Below are 15,205 nucleotides of genomic sequence, written 5' to 3' on the forward strand. Positions count from 1 at the left end.
CCGTCAGCCGGTCACTGTTCGCGCAGGCGCTGCACGAGGGCCTCGTGGACCACCGGCGGGAGGAGGTGCGAGACGTCGCCGCCCCAGGCGGCGACCTCCTTCACCAGGGAGGAGGAGAGGAAGCTGTAGGTGGGGTTGGTCGGGACGAAGAGGGTCTCGACACCCGAGAGGCCGTTGTTCATCTGGGCCATCTGCAGCTCGTAGTCGAAGTCGCTGACCGCGCGCAGGCCCTTGACGATGGCGGGGATGTCCCGTTCCTTGCAGAAGTCGACGAGCAGGCCGTGGTGGGACTCCACCAGGACGTTCCCGTAGTCGCTCGTCACCTGGCGGATGAGGTCCATCCGCTCCTCGACGGTGAACAGCCCCTTCTTGGACTGGTTGATCATCACCGCGACGTGCACGACGTCGTACAGCTTGGAGGCGCGGGCGATGATGTCGAGGTGCCCGTTGGTGATGGGGTCGAACGACCCCGGACAGACTGCGCGGCGCAACTGAAGTCCCTCGCTCTCCGAACCGGTCATCGTGCGTCTTCGCACGTAGAGGCGGCGCGACCGTACCAAAACGTTCCCTCGCCGTAGCGACGGGACCTCAGCGGCTCGAACCCGTCCGGCCAGGCGAACCGCCCGCCTCTGGTGCTGCGCTCCACGGTGACGAGCGCATCGGCCGCGAGCCAGCCCTTGGCCCGGAGTGTGAGGAGTATCTCGCCAAGATCGTCGTCGGTGACCGCGTACGGCGGGTCGAGGAAGACCACGTCGTACGGCTGCTCCGGCGCCGGTCCTGTCACGATCTGCTCCGCTTTGGCGGTGCGGATCTCGGCCCCGGGCAGGCCGAGCCCGCGGACGTTCTCCCGGACCGTGCGGGCGGCCCGGGCGTCGGCCTCGACGAGCAGGGCGTGCGCGGCGCCGCGCGAGAGGGCCTCCAGGCCGACGGCGCCGGAACCGGCGTACAGGTCGGCGATCCGGATGCCGTCGAGCGTCCCGAGGAGCGCTTCCCAGGTGGAGAAGAGGCCCTCGCGCGCCCGGTCGGAGGTGGGACGGGTGCCGTTGCCCGGCGGCACCGCCAGACGGCGTCCGCCGGCCACACCGGCGATCACGCGGGTCATCTCAGTCCTTGCCGTTCCCTCGGGTGCTGATGGGTCCACGATATGGGCTGGCGCCGCGTCGGGGCGGTCAGCCCTTCTCCAGGTACTCCTCCCGCTCCTTGTCGAGCAGGGCGTCGAGGGCGGTGCGCAGTCCGGGCAGGTGCTCCAGGTCCGGGTCCGCGCCGACGACCGCGACCGCCTCCTCGCGGGCGGCGGCGATGATCTCCTCGTCCTCGATGACCGCGAGCATGCGCAGGCTGGAGCGCACCCCGGACTGGGCCTGGCCGAGCACATCGCCCTCCCGGCGCTGTTCGAGGTCGATGTGGGAGAGCTCGAAGCCGTCCAGGGTGGCGGCGACGGCGGCGAGCCGCTGCCGCGCGGGGCTCGCCTCCGGCATCTCGGTGACGAGGAGGCACAGGCCGGCGGCGGAGCCCCGGCCGACGCGGCCGCGCAGCTGGTGGAGCTGGGAGACCCCGAACCGGTCGGCGTCCATGATGACCATGGCGGTGGCGTTGGGGACGTTGACGCCGACCTCGATGACCGTCGTCGCCACGAGGACGTCGACGGCGCCCGCGGCGAAGCGGCGCATCACGTCGTCCTTGTCGTCCGGGGCCATCCTGCCGTGGAGCACCTCGACGCGCAGACCCGCCAGCGGCCCCTTCGCGAGCTGGTCGGCGACCTCCAGGACGGCGAGCGGCGGCCGCTTGTCGGCGTCGTGCTCCCGCTGCTTCTTCCGCGGCTCGTCCTCCTCGTCGCCGATGCGGGGGCAGACCACGTACGCCTGGTGGCCGTTCTCCACCTCCTCGCGGACCCGCTCCCAGGCGCGGGCGAGGAAGTGCGGCTTGTCGGCCGCCGGGACGACGTGGCTGGCGATCGGCGAGCGGCCGGCCGGGAGCTGGTCCAGGACGGAGGTCTCCAGGTCGCCGAAGACCGTCATCGCGACCGTACGGGGGATGGGCGTGGCGGTCATGACCAGCAGGTGCGGCGGCTGCTTCCCCTTGCCGCGCAGGGCGTCGCGCTGCTCGACACCGAAGCGGTGCTGTTCGTCCACCACGACCAGGCCGAGGTCGTGGAACTGCACCTTGTCCTCGATCAGGGCGTGGGTGCCGATGACGATGCCGGCGTCCCCGGTGACCAGGTCGAGCAGGGCCTGGCGGCGGGCGGCGGCGCCCATGGAGCCGGTGAGCAGGACCACCTTGGTGGCGTGCTCGGCGCCGCCGAGCATCCCGCCCTCCGCGAGGTCGCCCATCATCTCGGTGATGGAGCGGTGATGCTGCTGGGCGAGGACCTCGGTGGGGGCGAGCATCGCGGCCTGGCCGCCCGCGTCGACCACGGCGAGCATGGCGCGCAGGGCGACCATCGTCTTGCCGCTGCCCACCTCGCCCTGGAGGAGGCGGTGCATGGGGTGGTCGGTGGCCAGGTCGTCGAAGATCTCCCGGGAGACTTGCCGCTGGCCCTCGGTGAGGGTGAACGGCAGCCGGGAGTCGAAGGTGTCGAGCAACCCTCCGGCAGTGGGTTTGCGGGGGACGGCGGGCAGTTGGGTGTCGGCGTACCGGCGGCGGGCGAGGGCGACCTGGAGGACGAACGCCTCGTCCCACTTGAGCCGGTCGCGCGCCTGCGCGATGTCCGCCTTGGTGCGCGGCCGGTGGATCTTGCGCAGGGCGTCCGGCAGGTCGGTGAGCCCCCGGCCCTCGCGCAGCGCGGGCGGCAGCGGATCGGCGGCGTCCTGGGCGCTGGGCAGCACCGCGTCGACCGCCTTGGCGATCTTCCAGGACTCCAGCTTGGTGGTGGCCGGGTAGAGGGGGATGAGCGCCCCGGCCCAGGAGTCCACGGCCGTCTCGCCGTCCTCGCCGCGCAGCAGCTCGTACGCGGGGTGGGCGAGCTGCATCCTGCGGTTGAAGACGGAGACCTTGCCGGCGAACATCGCGCGCGTGCCGGGCAGGAGCTCCTTGTGCGGCTTGTGCACGCCCTTGCCGAAGAACACCAGTTGCAGCCGTCCGCTGCCGTCGGTGATGGTCACTTCGAGGCGCTGGCCGCGGCCCTTGGCGCTGTTGAAGGTCATCACGCGCGCGTCCGCCACGCGGGCCACCACCGTGACGTGCTCGTCCAGCGGCAGGTCGCCGAGCGAGGTGAGCTCGCCGCGCTCGGCGTACCGCCGCGGGTAGTGGTGCAGCAGGTCGCCGACGGTGTGCAGGTCGAGATGCTCGGCCATCACCTTGGCGGTGGCGGCGCCGAGCTGCTTCTTCAGTGGTTCGTCGAGGGCTGACACGCGTCCCATTGCACACCACGGCACCGACATGCGCCGCCACCTGTGGACAGCGGGGGCGCCGTGCCACCGGGCGGGCCGGGGCGCGGTGTCATTCGACGCCGATGAGCAGCAGCGGGGCCTGGGGGCCGCCCGGGTAGGTGAGGGTGTCGACCGCGAGGTGGGTCTCGCGCACATGGGTCTCCAGGCGGCCGGCGAGGCTGTCCGGGGCGTGGTCGGCGACGACCAGGGTGACCAGTTCGCCGCCCCCCGAGAGCATGCGGTCCAGGACGGTCTCCGCGACGGCCGCGACGTCCTGGCCGATCACGGCGACGTCGCCGTCGATGAGGCCCAGCACGTCACCGGCCTGGCAGACGCCGGCCGAGGTGAACGACCGGTGCTCGGCGAGGGCCAGTTCGCCGTAGCGGGTGGCGCCGGCCGCCGCGGTCATCGCGACCACGTCCTCGTCGAACCGGCGGTCCGGTTCGTGGACGGCGAGGGCGGCGATGCCCTGGACGGCGGCGCGGGTCGGGACGAGCGCGACCCGGATGCCCTCCGCGCGGGCCTGTTCCGCGGCGGCCGCGGCGGTGTGCCGCAGCTCCGCGTCGTTGGGCAGGAGCACCACCTCGCGCGCGTGGGCCCGCCGGACGGCGTCGAGGAGTTCCCCGCTGGCGGGCGGCTCGCCGGGGCGGGCGAGGACGGTCGTGGCGCCGGCCTCGGCGCACAGGGCAGCGAGGCCCTCCCCGGGCAGGACGGCGACGACCGCGCGGCCGGCGCGCTCCTGCGGCGGCGCGGTCCGGGCGCCGAAGTGGGTGATCCGGATGCGGTACGGGCGTCCCGCCTCGACGCCCGCCTCCACCGCCGCGCCCGCGTCGTCCACGTGGACGTGGACGTTCCACAGTCCGTCGCCGCCCACCACGACGAGCGAGTCGCCGAGGCCGTCCAGCCGGTCGCGCAGCCGCGCGACGGCCGTGTCGTCCGCCTCCAGGAGGTAGATGACCTCGAAGGCGGGTCCCCCGGGCGAGCAGGCCTCCGCCGCGGTGACCACCGCCCGGGGTGCGCGGGCGGGCCGCGCGGGCGCCTCCCCCGACACCGCCTGGACCAGCGCGCCCAGCACCGTGACCAGTCCCCGGCCGCCCGCGTCCACCACACCGGCCCGCTCCAGGACGGCGAGCTGTCCGGGCGTGCGCTCCAGCGCCGCGCGCGCCCCGTCGTACGCGGCGCGCGTCACGGAGACCACATCGGCGCCGTCCGCGCCGTCCGCGGCGGACGCCGCCGCCGCGGCGGCCACGCTGAGGATGGTGCCCTCGACGGGGTGGGCGACGGCCCGGCGTGCGGACGCCGCCGCGCGGCCCAGCGCCCGGGTCAGGTGGTCCGCGTCACGGCCCTCGGCCAGGACCTCGCTCATCCCGCGCAGCAGCTGCGCCAGGATCGTGCCGGAGTTGCCGCGTGCGCCGATCAGCGCCCCGTGCGCCATGGCACGTACGACGTCGCCGTCCTCGGGGTCCGGGAGGGCGCTGAAGACGGCCTCCACCGCCTGGGAGGCGGACTCCAGCGTCAGGTACAGATTGGTGCCGGTGTCCCCGTCCGCGACCGGATAGACGTTGATCGCGTCGATCTCCTCGCGCTCCCGCCCCAGTGCCTCCAGCGCCAGCGAGCACCAGGCACGGACCACGGCGGAGTCGATCTGCGGCACCTGGGGATCCTCCTTCATGGGGTCCCCCCGCGCCCCCCGGGCGTAGGGGGAGGGCTGCACCGCAGGGTAGACCCCGCCCGGCGCCGGGGCCCCACGCGGGGGCCGGGCCGGTCATGGTAGTTTCGTTGTACCGAAGCAGGCGTTGTATGCTGCTCCGGTTGCCCGATGAAAGTCGGGCCATTCCCCCGGCAACGCCACTTCAGTCACCAGATCTGATTCCGGCTCGCCGGATTTCTCTGTAAGTGCACCTGAAGTCTTTGGAGTGACCCGTGGCTGCCAACTGCGACGTCTGCGGCAAGGGGCCGGGCTTCGGCAACAACATCTCGCACTCGCACCGCCGTACGCCCCGTCGCTGGAACCCGAACATCCAGCGCGTGCGTGCCGTGGTCGGTGGGACGCCGAAGCGGCTCAACGCTTGCACCTCGTGCATCAAGGCCGGCAAGGTCTCGCGCTAAGAGATGCTCCCCGCATGTGCGGGGATGATCCCGCCGACGACGATTCGTCGTAGCGCAGCCTCTGCGGTTGCCTTGAAAGCCGGTCCACCTCGGTGGGCCGGCTTTTTGCCGTGCCGGGGCACGCGCCTGCGCGCGTACCTCCGTACGCGGCGCCGCACGGAGGTACGCCCGTTCCCCCCGCCGCGGCCTCAGGGCCGGGACGGGCGGAACCGCCAGCCGTGATCCACCGGGCCGATGCCGCCGCCGAGGGCGAACCCGGCGGCGATCGCCCCGGTGACGTACTCCTTGGCGGCCCGTACGGCCGCCGGCACCGACAGGCCCTTGCCGAGGCCCGCCGCCACCGCCGAGGCGAGCGTGCAGCCCGTCCCGTGGGTGTGGTGGTTGTCGTGCCGGGGGGCGCGCAGCCAGTACTCCTCGGTGCCGTCCGTCAGCAGGTCCACGGCGTCACCGGCGAGGTGCCCGCCCTTGATCAGCGCCCAGCGCGGCCCGTACGCGAGCACCGCGTCGGCGGCCCGCCGCAGTCCTTCCTCGTCCTCCACCGTCACACCGGTGAGCTGGGCGACCTCGTCGAGGTTCGGCGTCGCCACGGTGGCGACCGGCAGCAGCCGGGTCCGTACGGAGTCGAGGGCGGAGGCGGCCAGCAGCGGGTCGCCGTGCTTGGACACCCCGACCGGGTCGACCACCACCGGCGCGTCCGTCCCGGCCAGCAGCTCCGCCACCGCCTCCACGAGCGGCGCGGACGCCAGCATGCCCGTCTTGACGGCCTGGACGCCGATGTCGTCGACGACGCTGCGGTACTGGGCGCGGACCGCCTCCACGGGCAGCTCCCAGGCGCCTTGCACGCCCAGGGAGTTCTGCGCGGTGACGGCGGTGATCACGCTCATGCCGTGCACGCCGAGCGCCAGCATGGTCTTCAGGTCGGCCTGGATGCCCGCACCGCCGGCGGAGTCGGAACCGGCGACCGTCAGGACCCGCGGGAGGCGGCCGGTCACGCGTCCTCCTCGTAGCCGCCGAAGTGGTCCCAGCCGCCCTTCGTGTGCCAGGGGGCGCCGTCGACGGTGACCTGGGGCAGCGCCGAGGGGTTGAGGACCTCGCCGATCACCTTCCAGCGGGCCGGGAGCTTCACGTCCGGCGGGAAGGTGGCGACGATCGCGTGGTCCTCTCCCCCGGTGAGGACCCACTGCATCGGGTCGACACCGACGGCCTGCCCGATGTCGTTCATCTGCGTCGGGATGTCGATGAGCCCGGACCGCAGGTCGATGCGCACCTTGCTGGCCTCGGCGATGTGCCCGAGGTCGGCGATCAGGCCGTCGCTGACGTCGCACATGGCGGTCGCGCCGAGCCCGGCCGCCGCGGGGCCCGCGTGGTACGGCGGTTCGGGCCGCCGGTGGGCCTCGACGAAGGCGCGCGGCGAGCGGAAGCCGCGGGAGAGGACCGCGTACCCGGCGGCGGACCAGCCGAGCCAGCCGGTGTACGCGACGACGTCGCCGGGCTGTGCGCCGGCCCGGGTGACCGGCTCGTGGTTGCGCAGGTCGCCGAGGGCGGTGATGGAGACGGTGATGGTGTCGCCGCGCACGACGTCACCGCCGACCACGGCGGCGCCGGCGACCTGGCACTCGTCGCGCAGGCCGTCCATCAGCTCGGTGGGCCAGGTCACCGGGAGTTCGGCGGGGACGACCAGGCCGAGCAGCAGCGCGGTGGGCACGGCGCCCATGGCGGCGATGTCCGCCAGGTTCTGCGCGGCGGCCTTGCGGCCGACGTCGTACGCGGTGGACCAGTCGCGGCGGAAGTGCCGCCCCTCCAGCAGGATGTCCGTGCTGGCCACCACGCGCCGGTCGGGGGCGGCCACCACCGCGGCGTCGTCGCCCGGCCCGACCCGTACCGCCGGGGTGGAGGTGAGCCGCGAAGTGAGCTCCCTGATGAGCCCGAACTCGCCGAGCTCTCCGACAGTGCCCTTCACCGAGGTTCACCTCTCCATGTCGTCGTGGACGCACCGTGCGACCGGTCGCGACCCGTCACTGCTCTCGGTACCGTCACGTGGAACGTCAACTCTTCCGTGCCTGTACGCCGACCGCGCGCGCCACCGGCGGCGCAGGTCTCCCCGCGGCCCGCGGCGACGCGGTACCGTGGCGTCCCTTTCTCATTCCACAAGATCCTCGTGGCCGCCCTGGAGGTTCCGTGGTTCAGGCGTACATCCTTATTCAGACCGAGGTGGGCAAGGCGTCGACCGTCGCCGAGACCATCTCCAAGATCCCGGGGGTGATCCAGGCCGAGGACGTCACGGGTCCGTACGACGTGATCGTGCGCGCCCAGGCCGACACGGTCGACGAGCTGGGCCGCATGGTGGTCGCGAAGGTCCAGCAAGTGGACGGCATCACCCGCACCCTGACCTGTCCGGTCGTCCACCTCTAGCCCCCGTTTACGCTTGGCCGGTGACGTCTTCCCACCGGCTCGTGTGTGTCCCCGCCGCCGCTGCCGCCGCCGTCCTGCTGGCGGCCGCGGGCTGCTCCCCCACGGACGCCCCGGCGTCGGTCGCGGTTCCCAGCCCGTCGGCGGAGGAGACCACCTTCTGCCGCGCGCTGGACCGGGAACTGCCCGGGACCGTCGCCGGCCTCGGCCGGAGCGATCCCGAACCCGGATCCGAGCTGACCGCCGGATGGGGGGACGGGGCGATCGTACTGCGCTGCGGTGTCCCGCGGCCCGCCAGGATGAGCGATCCCGACGCGCTGGGGGCCGAGGTGAACGGCGTGGGCTGGCTGGTGGAACCGCGGGAGGGCGACGGCCCCCGGCTCACCTCCGCGTCCCGCAAGGCCTATGTGGAGGTGCTGCTGGGCGAGCGGTACGCCCACGACGTCAGCGGCCCGCTGCTGGACCTCGCCGGCGCGCTGAAGAAGGCCGTGCCGCCCACGCTGTAGCCGGTGTGCCGGACCGGGGCCGCCGCCCCGGGAAACACACGCGCACGCAGGCCGTACGACCGGCCGGGTGCGGGGAGGGGCGGCGGCGCGCGGGACGCGGCCCGGCCGGACCGGCGGGTGAGCCGGGGCGGCCGGGCCGCGGTGCGTCAGCGCAGACCGGTCGAGCGGCGCAGGGCGGCCTGGATGAGCCGGTCGATCAGCTCGGGGTAGCCGACCCCGGTCTCCTGCCACATGCGCGGGTACATGGAGATCGGCGTGAACCCGGGCATGGTGTTGATCTCGTTGATGACGAACTCGCCGTCGTCGGTGAGGAAGAAGTCCGCGCGGACCAGGCCCTCGCAGGACACCGCCTCGAACGCGGCGATCGCGAGCCGCTGCACCTCGGCGGTCTGCTCGGCGGTGATCGGGGCGGGCACCACACCGGACGCGGAGTCGATGTACTTCGCCTCGAAGTCGTAGAACTCGTGGTCGGTGACGGGCGGGATCCACGCCGGCACGCTGGCCCGCGGGCCGTCCTCGAACTCCAGCACGCCGCACTCGATCTCGCGGCCGCTGAGCAGCGCCTCCACGATGATCTTCGGGTCGTGGCGCCGGGCCTCCTCGATGGCCTCGTCCAGCCGGGCCGGGTCGTCGACCTTGGTGATGCCGAAGGAGGAGCCGGCCCGGGCGGGCTTCACGAAGAGCGGCCAGCCGTGCTCGCCGGCGAAGTCCATGATCCTGCGGCGGGCGGAGGAAGGATCCTGCTCCCACTCGCGGGGGCGGATCACCTCGAACGGGCCGACCGGCAGCCCGTACGACTGGAAGACCCGCTTCATGTACTCCTTGTCCTGGCCGACGGCCGAGGCGAGCACGCCCGCCCCGACGTAGGGCACCCCGGAGAGCTCCAGCATGCCCTGCAGCGTGCCGTCCTCGCCGTACGGGCCGTGGAGCATCGGGAAGACCACGTCGACGTCGCCCAGGGCCTTGGGCACGGCGCCCGGCTCGCTGTAGACGACCTCGCGGTTGCCGGGGTCGACCGGCAGGACGACGGTGCCCTCGTCGGACTCGGTGAGGTCGGCGACGCTCGGCAGCGCGCGGTCGGCGATGGCCATCCGCTCCGGCTCGTCGGCGGTCAGCGCCCAGCGGCCGTCCGTGGTGATGCCGATGGGCAGCACGTCGTACTTGTCCCGGTCGATGGCGCGCAGGATGGCACCGGCCGTGACGACCGAGATGGCGTGCTCGGAGCTGCGGCCGCCGAAGACGACGGCCACGCGCGGCTTGTGCCCGGGGCTGGTGGGGAGGTTTTCGCTGCTCATATCGCGATGAGCGTACCCGCTCGTTCCGGTTGCGTCAGCGACCGGCCACCGGCCGACCGGGTCACCTGCGCTCGGGCTTGGCGGCCCGCGACATCAGCTCCTTGAGCGCCACCATCGGGGGCTTGCCCTCGTGGACGATGTCGACGACGGTCTCCGTGATGGGCATGTCGACGCCGTGCCGTCGGGCCAGATCCAGCACCGATTCGCAGGACTTGACGCCCTCGGCGGTCTGCTTGGTGACCGCGATGGTCTCCTCCAGGGTCATGCCCTTGCCGAGGTTGAAGCCGAAGGTGTGGTTGCGGGAGAGCGGCGAGGAGCAGGTGGCGACGAGGTCGCCGAGGCCTGCGAGACCGGAGAACGTCAGCGGGTCGGCGCCCATGGCCAGGCCGAGGCGGGTGGTCTCGGCGAGGCCGCGGGTGATGAGGGAGCCCTTGGCGTTGTCCCCCAGTCCCATGCCGTCCGCGATGCCGACGGCGAGGCCGATCACGTTCTTCACGGCCCCGCCCAGCTCGCAGCCGACCACGTCGGTGTTGGTGTACGGGCGGAAGTACGGGGTGTGGCAGGCCGCCTGGAGCCGCTGGGCGACCGCTCCGTCGCGGCAGGCGACGACGGCGGCGGCGGGCATCCGGGCGACGATCTCCTTGGCCAGGTTGGGGCCCGTGACCACGGCGATCCGGTCCTGCGGGACGCCGGTGACCTCCCCGATGACCTCGCTCATCCGCTTGGCCGTGCCCAGTTCGATGCCCTTCATCAGGGAGACGAGGACGGTGCCGGGGGCCAGCTGCGGCTGCCAGGCGGCCAGGTTGCCGCGGAGCGTCTGGGAGGGGATGGCGAGCACGGTGAAATCGGCGCCGTGCGCGGCCTCGGCGGGATCGGTGGTGGCGCGCAGGGAGGCGGGGAGCTCGGTGCCCGGGAAGTAGTCCGGGTTGGTGCTGGTGGTGTTGATGGCGTCGGCGATCTCCTGGCGGCGGCCCCAGAGGGTGACCCGGCAGCCGGCGTCGGCGAGCACCATGCCGAAGGCCGTGCCCCAGGACCCGGTGCCGAAGACGGCGGCCCTGACCGGGCGCTCGCCGGCTTCCGCGCGGGATGGCGCGGCCGGTCCGGCGGCGGGCACCGGGTGCGGGCGGTCGGCCTGGCCGGCGCTGTCGGGGTGTGTCACTTCGCTTCCTCCCCTGCGGCCCTGCGCCGCTGTTCCAGGCGGGCCTTGCGGTGATCGTACGGCTGGGCGGGGGCCTTCTCCCCGCGCACCTCCTCCAGGAGGGCGGTGATCGCGGCCATGATGGTCTCGGTCGCCTCGCGCAGCACCTCGGGGGTGGGTTCCCGGTCGTAGAACCGGCTGAGGTCGACGGGCGGTCCGGCCTGCACGATCAGCGTCTTGCGCGGGAACAGCCGGACCTTGTTCTCCTTGGCGTACGGCGGCATCGCCAAGTTGGCGCCCCACTGGGCGACCGGGATGACGGGCACCTTGGTGAGCAGCGCGACGCGGGCGGCGCCGGTCTTGCCCGCCATCGGCCACATGTCGGGGTCCCGGGTGAGGGTGCCCTCCGGGTAAAAGGCGACGCACTCGCCGCGCTCGATGGCGGCCACGGCGGCGCGGAAGGCGTCCAGGGCGTTGGTGGTCTCGCGGTACACGGGGATCTGGCCGGTGCCGCGGAGCATCGTGCCGACGAAGGAGCCCTTGAACAGGCCGGCCTTGGCGAGGAAGCGCGGGACGCGTCCGGTGTTGTACTGGTAATGCGCGTACGACAGCGGGTCCAGATACGAGTTGTGGTTGACCGCGGTGATGAATCCGCCCTCGGCCGGAATGTGCTCCATTCCCCGCCAGTCCCGCTTGAACAGAACCACCAGCGGCGGTTTCGCGATGACCGCCGCCAGGCGGTACCAGAAGCCGATTCTGCGGCGGGACACTCGGACACCTTCCTCTGGGCTGCTTTGCCGGGGGTCAAGTGTCGCCCCAGGCCCCTGGTCTGTCGAGAACACCGTACGCCCCACCTCGGACGGAGGCCGTCGGGGCTGTGGACAATGGGCCCGATGCGCAAGGACGGAGAGCTCGCCGCGGACCCCGGCCCGACCGGCCCCTGGTCCCTGATCGTGCCGCTCAAACCCCTCCCGCTGGCCAAGAGCAGGCTCGCCGAGGCCGTGGGACCACTGGTCCGGTCCCGGCTCGCGCTGGCGTTCGCGCAGGACACCGTGGCGGCGGCGCTGCGCTGCCCGGCGGTGCGGGATGTGGTGGTCGTCACGGACGACCCGCTGGCCGCGGCCGCGCTGGGCGCCCTCGGAGCACGTGTCGTACCGGACGCGCCGGCCGCCGGACTCAACGCGGCGCTGGCGCACGGCGCGGACGTGATCCGCGCACGGCGCCGCGCGGCCCCGGTGGCGGCCCTCAACGCGGACCTTCCGGCGCTGCGCCCGGAGGAGCTGCACCGGGTGCTCGTGAGGGCGGGACAATTTCCCCGTGCTTTTCTGGCGGACGCCGCCGAAATCGGTACGACATTGCTGTCGGCGGCGCCCGGAGCGGAATTGCGCCCGGCATTCGGCGGCGCCTCGCGGCACCGCCATTTGTCGTCGGGCGCGGCGGAAATTCTGCTGACCGGTGTCGATTCCGTACGCCGGGACGTGGACACCGGGGAGGATCTGCGGGCCGCCCGGGAACTGGGCGTGGGCCCCCGCACGGCCGAGTGGTGGCCCGCGGACGCGCCGGAACCGGCGTAGCGGAAGTGCGGCGCCACCGCGGCGGGCGGCCCCGTGCGGCAGCGGGCGCACGGAGGGGTGCGGGGCCGTGGCGAGGGCAGGCCCGGGCGGGCGGGCAGCGGGCCTGGTGGGCGCGGGGCCGGCGCGGTCCGGATAGGCTCGGCCCATGCAGGCCACCGCGTACACGTACGATCCCGCATCCCGCAGCGGCAGCGTCCTCCTCGACGACGGCACCCCGGTGCCCTTCTCCGCCCCGGCCTTCGACGCCGGCGGCCTGCGCCTGCTGCGTCCGGGCCAGCGCGTGCGCATCGAGACGGAAGGCGAGGGCGAGTCCCCCCGCATCACGCTGATCACGCTGCAGACCTTCTGACCGCCTCTCCCCCGCCCCACGACGCACCGCGGGCCGGGCTCCCTTCCAGGGAGTCCGGCCCGGCGTGTGAGGGGCCTGAAGGGCCTTCGCCGCTTACTTGTTGCGCGCGGTGGTGGTCTTCTTGGCGGTGGTCTTGCGCGCGGTGGTCTTCTTGGCGGGAGCCTTCTTCGCCGTGGCCTTCTTCGCCGGCGCGGTCTTCTTCGCGGTGGTCTTCTTCGCGGCGGCCGTGGTCTTCGCCGGGGTCGCCTTCTTGGCCGCCGCCGTCGTGGTCTTCTTGGCGGGGGTGGCCTTCTTGGCGGTGGTCTTCTTCGCGGCGGCGGTGGTGGTCTTCTTGGCGGGGGTGGCCTTCTTGGCCGCCGTCTTCTTCGCCGCGGCGGTGGTGGTCTTCTTGGCGGCAGCCTTCTTGCCCACGGACTTGGCGATGGTGGGCGGGGCGCCCGAAAGGCTGCCCTTGGGCGCCTTCTTGACCGCGACCTCGCCGCCCTTGGGCAGCTTCTTGGAGCCGCTTACCAGGTCCTTGAAGCCCTGACCTGCACGGAAGCGCGGAACCGAGGTCTTCTTGACCCGGACGCGCTCACCGGTCTGCGGGTTGCGGGCGTAGCGGGCCGGGCGGTCGACCTTCTCGAACGAACCGAAGCCGGTGACCGAGACCCGGTCACCGGCGACCACGGCACGCACGATCGCGTCCAGCACCGCGTCGACAGCATCGGCGGCCTGCTGGCGGCCACCCATCTTGTCGGCAATCGCTTCTACGAGCTGCGCCTTGTTCACGTCTTCCCCTTCGGAGACATTGCCGGAACGAAATGTTCAAGCGTTTTCGCACGTTAGGCAGATATATACCGCAAATCAAACACGAAACGGGCTAATCACCCTAGTGCCGCAACGAAGTAGGCGGCCGCGGAGTTCGGAGTGTCAGTCCCCTTCAGGGAATCGGCCCTCGTCGAGGTCCTCCATCAACCGGTCCAGACGCTGAGCCGCGCCTGCGAGATCGTGCTTCGCCGAGGCCGTGATGACCAACAGCTTCCGGGACAGCGCCATCCTTACGCCCTCCGGGACTTGCAGTGCGCGCACTCGGGTGTGCGCTTCTTTCAGTCGGGCTGCGACCGCCTCGTAGAGCTGCAGTTGGCTGTCGCGTTCCATGCACCGATTGTGCCATCTGGGGCGAGTTGTCGCCTCCGTAGGGGGTAACTGGCCTGTCCCCAGGGCCATTCGGGGGCCCCTGAGCCACCACCTCCGGGCACCCCGTCCCAGCTGCGATTTCCTTGTGGGGAACGGAAGTTGATGACCGCATGCAGGCTCCCGGAGAGAGTTCGCCGGCCTGCCGCGACACACGGGCGAGCCGTCAGCCGGATGGCCCCCCGGCACGTCATCATGCTGCCCCGCAAGGGCACTTTCACGCCATCCTGCTACGACTGTTACGTCCGCCGGCTGCCGCGCGTGCCGGTGCCTGCGCCCTGCGGCTCACCTTCCGGCGCGGGGGGGACAACACCCTGCTCGCACGGGTCGCGTTGGCGATCGGGGGCGCCGGAGTGCGCGCGGTCGCCACCGCGCCGGGCGGGAGCGCCTCCCCGGGCGGGCGCGGGTATACCTGCGGGGCGGGCGCGGACCGGGCGGCCGGGAAGATCGAAGGCAGCTCTGAACTGCGGAGATACGCCGAGCGCGCGGTTTCGCCACCGCAGCCCCCGGGGCGACAACGGGGAGGGGGCCGCCGGACTGGGCGCCGGCCACCGGCGCACGAACGCCCGGCCGGGAAACCCGGCCGGGCGTCGGTTCACACTGCTCGCATCCGCTGGGGGCTGCCGCGCCCCGGCCGGCCGCTCACGTCCGGGCGGCGGCCGTGGCACCGGAAGGGTGCGGGGGAGGTCAGACCGGAAGGGTCCGCGGCTTGTACGACGGGCGCTTCGCCTCGTACGCGGCGATGTCGGGCTCGTTCCGCAGCGTGATGCTGATGTCGTCCAGGCCGTTCAGCAGCCGCCAGCGGGCGTTCTCGTCCAGCTCGAAGTCCGCGGTGATCCCCTGGGCGCGCACCTGGCGGTCCCGGAGGTCGACGGTGATCTCGGCCTGCGGGTCGGCCTCGGTCAGCTCCCACAGCGCGTCCACGGTCTTCTGGTCCAGGACCACCGTGAGCAGGCCGTTCTTCAGCGAGTTGCCGCGGAAGATGTCGGCGAAGCGGGAGGAGACGACGGTCTTGAAGCCGTAGTTCTGCAGCGCCCAGACGGCGTGCTCGCGGGAGGAGCCGGTGCCGAAGTCGGGGCCGGCCACCAGGACCGTGGCGCCCTGCCGCTCGGGGCGGTTGAGGACGAACTCGGGGTCCTTGCGCCAGGCCTCGAACAGGCCGTCCTCGAAGCCGTCGCGGGTGACCTTCTTCAGCCAGTGCGCCGGGATGATCTGGTCGGTGTCGACGTTGCTGCGGCGCAGCGGGACGGCCCGGCCGGTGTGGGTGGTGAAAGCTTCCAT

At 72.7% G+C, this 15,205-nt stretch carries 17 protein-coding genes; 5 read left to right on the plus strand and 12 right to left on the minus strand.

Translation table 11 applies throughout. From position 1 onward, the window contains the following. Positions 1-11 precede the first annotated feature (11 nt). The 4 genes from coaD to ACIA79_RS07750 all read right to left on the minus strand — a co-directional run bounded on the left by coaD (position 12) and on the right by ACIA79_RS07750 (position 5,040). On the minus strand, positions 12-491 hold the full coding sequence (gene coaD / locus ACIA79_RS07735; protein WP_391813664.1) for a pantetheine-phosphate adenylyltransferase: 480 nt from the start codon (positions 489-491) through the stop codon (positions 12-14). A gap of 26 nt (positions 492-517) precedes the next feature. Next, a complete protein-coding gene (gene rsmD / locus ACIA79_RS07740; RefSeq protein ID WP_399427253.1) occupies positions 518-1,102 on the minus strand; it encodes a 16S rRNA (guanine(966)-N(2))-methyltransferase RsmD in 585 nt (194 codons plus the stop codon). A gap of 67 nt (positions 1,103-1,169) precedes the next feature. Then, positions 1,170-3,359 carry an ATP-dependent DNA helicase RecG gene (gene recG, locus ACIA79_RS07745; protein WP_399427254.1) on the minus strand — a complete coding sequence of 730 codons (2,190 nt, stop codon included), beginning with the start codon at positions 3,357-3,359 and terminating at the stop codon, positions 1,170-1,172. Positions 3,360-3,438: 79 nt separating this feature from the next. Next, positions 3,439-5,040, minus strand: a complete 1,602-nt coding sequence (locus ACIA79_RS07750) for a DAK2 domain-containing protein (RefSeq protein WP_399427255.1) — start codon at positions 5,038-5,040, stop codon at positions 3,439-3,441. Between the two features lie 251 nt (positions 5,041-5,291). On the opposite strand from ACIA79_RS07750, the gene rpmB reads away from it, so the two are divergent. Continuing rightward, positions 5,292-5,477, plus strand: coding sequence for a 50S ribosomal protein L28 (gene rpmB / locus ACIA79_RS07755; RefSeq protein WP_030195073.1), 186 nt, complete (start codon positions 5,292-5,294; stop codon positions 5,475-5,477). A 188-nt stretch (positions 5,478-5,665) separates the two neighbouring features. Here rpmB and thiD read toward each other — a convergent pair whose 3' ends face one another. Both thiD and ACIA79_RS07765 read right to left on the minus strand, forming a co-directional pair. Further along, positions 5,666-6,469: a bifunctional hydroxymethylpyrimidine kinase/phosphomethylpyrimidine kinase gene (gene thiD, locus ACIA79_RS07760; protein WP_399427256.1), complete on the minus strand. Its 804-nt coding sequence runs from the start codon at positions 6,467-6,469 to the stop codon at positions 5,666-5,668. Further along, a complete protein-coding gene (locus ACIA79_RS07765) occupies positions 6,466-7,437 on the minus strand; it encodes a thiamine-phosphate kinase (protein WP_399427257.1) in 972 nt (323 codons plus the stop codon). The genes thiD and ACIA79_RS07765 overlap by 4 nt, the downstream gene beginning before the upstream one ends. A 218-nt stretch (positions 7,438-7,655) precedes the next feature. Between ACIA79_RS07765 and ACIA79_RS07770 the strand changes: the two genes are divergently transcribed. Together ACIA79_RS07770 and ACIA79_RS07775 are read left to right on the plus strand one after the other, a co-directional pair. After that, on the plus strand, positions 7,656-7,889 hold the full coding sequence (locus ACIA79_RS07770) for an Lrp/AsnC family transcriptional regulator (protein WP_028802415.1): 234 nt from the start codon (positions 7,656-7,658) through the stop codon (positions 7,887-7,889). Between the two features lie 20 nt (positions 7,890-7,909). Beyond that, a complete protein-coding gene (locus tag ACIA79_RS07775) occupies positions 7,910-8,392 on the plus strand; it encodes a DUF3515 domain-containing protein (RefSeq protein ID WP_399427258.1) in 483 nt (160 codons plus the stop codon). A 146-nt stretch (positions 8,393-8,538) separates the two neighbouring features. Here the strand turns inward: ACIA79_RS07775 and ACIA79_RS07780 are convergent, their stop codons facing one another. The 3 genes from ACIA79_RS07780 to ACIA79_RS07790 all read right to left on the minus strand — a co-directional run bounded on the left by ACIA79_RS07780 (position 8,539) and on the right by ACIA79_RS07790 (position 11,595). After that, positions 8,539-9,687 (minus strand): D-alanine--D-alanine ligase family protein, encoded by a 1,149-nt coding sequence (locus tag ACIA79_RS07780; protein WP_399427259.1) that lies wholly within the window; start codon positions 9,685-9,687, stop codon positions 8,539-8,541. A gap of 61 nt (positions 9,688-9,748) precedes the next feature. Next, entirely contained in the window at positions 9,749-10,801 is a 1,053-nt protein-coding gene (locus tag ACIA79_RS07785) for an NAD(P)H-dependent glycerol-3-phosphate dehydrogenase (RefSeq protein ID WP_399427489.1), read from the minus strand. Between the two features lie 41 nt (positions 10,802-10,842). Next, complete coding sequence (locus ACIA79_RS07790; protein ID WP_399427260.1) at positions 10,843-11,595, minus strand: lysophospholipid acyltransferase family protein; 753 nt, start codon at positions 11,593-11,595, stop codon at positions 10,843-10,845. 123 nt (positions 11,596-11,718) lie between these two features. Between ACIA79_RS07790 and cofC the strand changes: the two genes are divergently transcribed. Together cofC and ACIA79_RS07800 are read left to right on the plus strand one after the other, a co-directional pair. Next, the gene (gene cofC / locus ACIA79_RS07795) at positions 11,719-12,399 is read left to right on the plus strand and encodes a 2-phospho-L-lactate guanylyltransferase (protein ID WP_399427261.1); all 681 of its coding nucleotides are present in this window, start codon (positions 11,719-11,721) and stop codon (positions 12,397-12,399) included. A 145-nt stretch (positions 12,400-12,544) separates the two neighbouring features. Continuing rightward, complete coding sequence (locus tag ACIA79_RS07800; RefSeq protein WP_399427262.1) at positions 12,545-12,748, plus strand: hypothetical protein; 204 nt, start codon at positions 12,545-12,547, stop codon at positions 12,746-12,748. 93 nt (positions 12,749-12,841) lie between these two features. On the opposite strand, the gene ACIA79_RS07805 is transcribed toward ACIA79_RS07800, so the two are convergent. The 3 genes from ACIA79_RS07805 to leuD form a co-directional block, all read right to left on the minus strand. Continuing rightward, a complete protein-coding gene (locus ACIA79_RS07805) occupies positions 12,842-13,519 on the minus strand; it encodes an HU family DNA-binding protein (RefSeq protein WP_399427263.1) in 678 nt (225 codons plus the stop codon). A 141-nt stretch (positions 13,520-13,660) separates the two neighbouring features. After that, the gene (locus ACIA79_RS07810) at positions 13,661-13,888 is read right to left on the minus strand and encodes a hypothetical protein (protein WP_399427264.1); all 228 of its coding nucleotides are present in this window, start codon (positions 13,886-13,888) and stop codon (positions 13,661-13,663) included. Positions 13,889-14,611: 723 nt separating this feature from the next. Beyond that, a complete protein-coding gene (leuD, locus tag ACIA79_RS07815; RefSeq protein WP_399427265.1) occupies positions 14,612-15,205 on the minus strand; it encodes a 3-isopropylmalate dehydratase small subunit in 594 nt (197 codons plus the stop codon).

Source organism: Streptomyces sp. NPDC051310 (assembly GCF_044455245.1).
In the GTDB taxonomy this organism is placed as follows: Bacteria; Actinomycetota; Actinomycetes; order Streptomycetales; family Streptomycetaceae; genus Streptomyces.

What these genes read in the sequence shown, in the direction of transcription:
- rsmD (WP_399427253.1), bottom strand. Translation starts at nt 1,102, where the DNA reads ATGACCCGCGTGATCGCCGGTGTGGCCGGCGGACGCCGTCTGGCGGTG.
- recG (WP_399427254.1), bottom strand. Translation starts at nt 3,359, where the DNA reads ATGGGACGCGTGTCAGCCCTCGACGAACCACTGAAGAAGCAGCTCGGC.
- ACIA79_RS07750 (WP_399427255.1), bottom strand. Translation starts at nt 5,040, where the DNA reads ATGAAGGAGGATCCCCAGGTGCCGCAGATCGACTCCGCCGTGGTCCGT.
- ACIA79_RS07780 (WP_399427259.1), bottom strand. Translation starts at nt 9,687, where the DNA reads ATGAGCAGCGAAAACCTCCCCACCAGCCCCGGGCACAAGCCGCGCGTG.
- cofC (WP_399427261.1), top strand. Translation starts at nt 11,719, where the DNA reads ATGCGCAAGGACGGAGAGCTCGCCGCGGACCCCGGCCCGACCGGCCCC.
- ACIA79_RS07800 (WP_399427262.1), top strand. Translation starts at nt 12,545, where the DNA reads ATGCAGGCCACCGCGTACACGTACGATCCCGCATCCCGCAGCGGCAGC.
- ACIA79_RS07810 (WP_399427264.1), bottom strand. Translation starts at nt 13,888, where the DNA reads ATGGAACGCGACAGCCAACTGCAGCTCTACGAGGCGGTCGCAGCCCGA.
- leuD (WP_399427265.1), bottom strand. Translation starts at nt 15,205, where the DNA reads ATGGAAGCTTTCACCACCCACACCGGCCGGGCCGTCCCGCTGCGCCGC.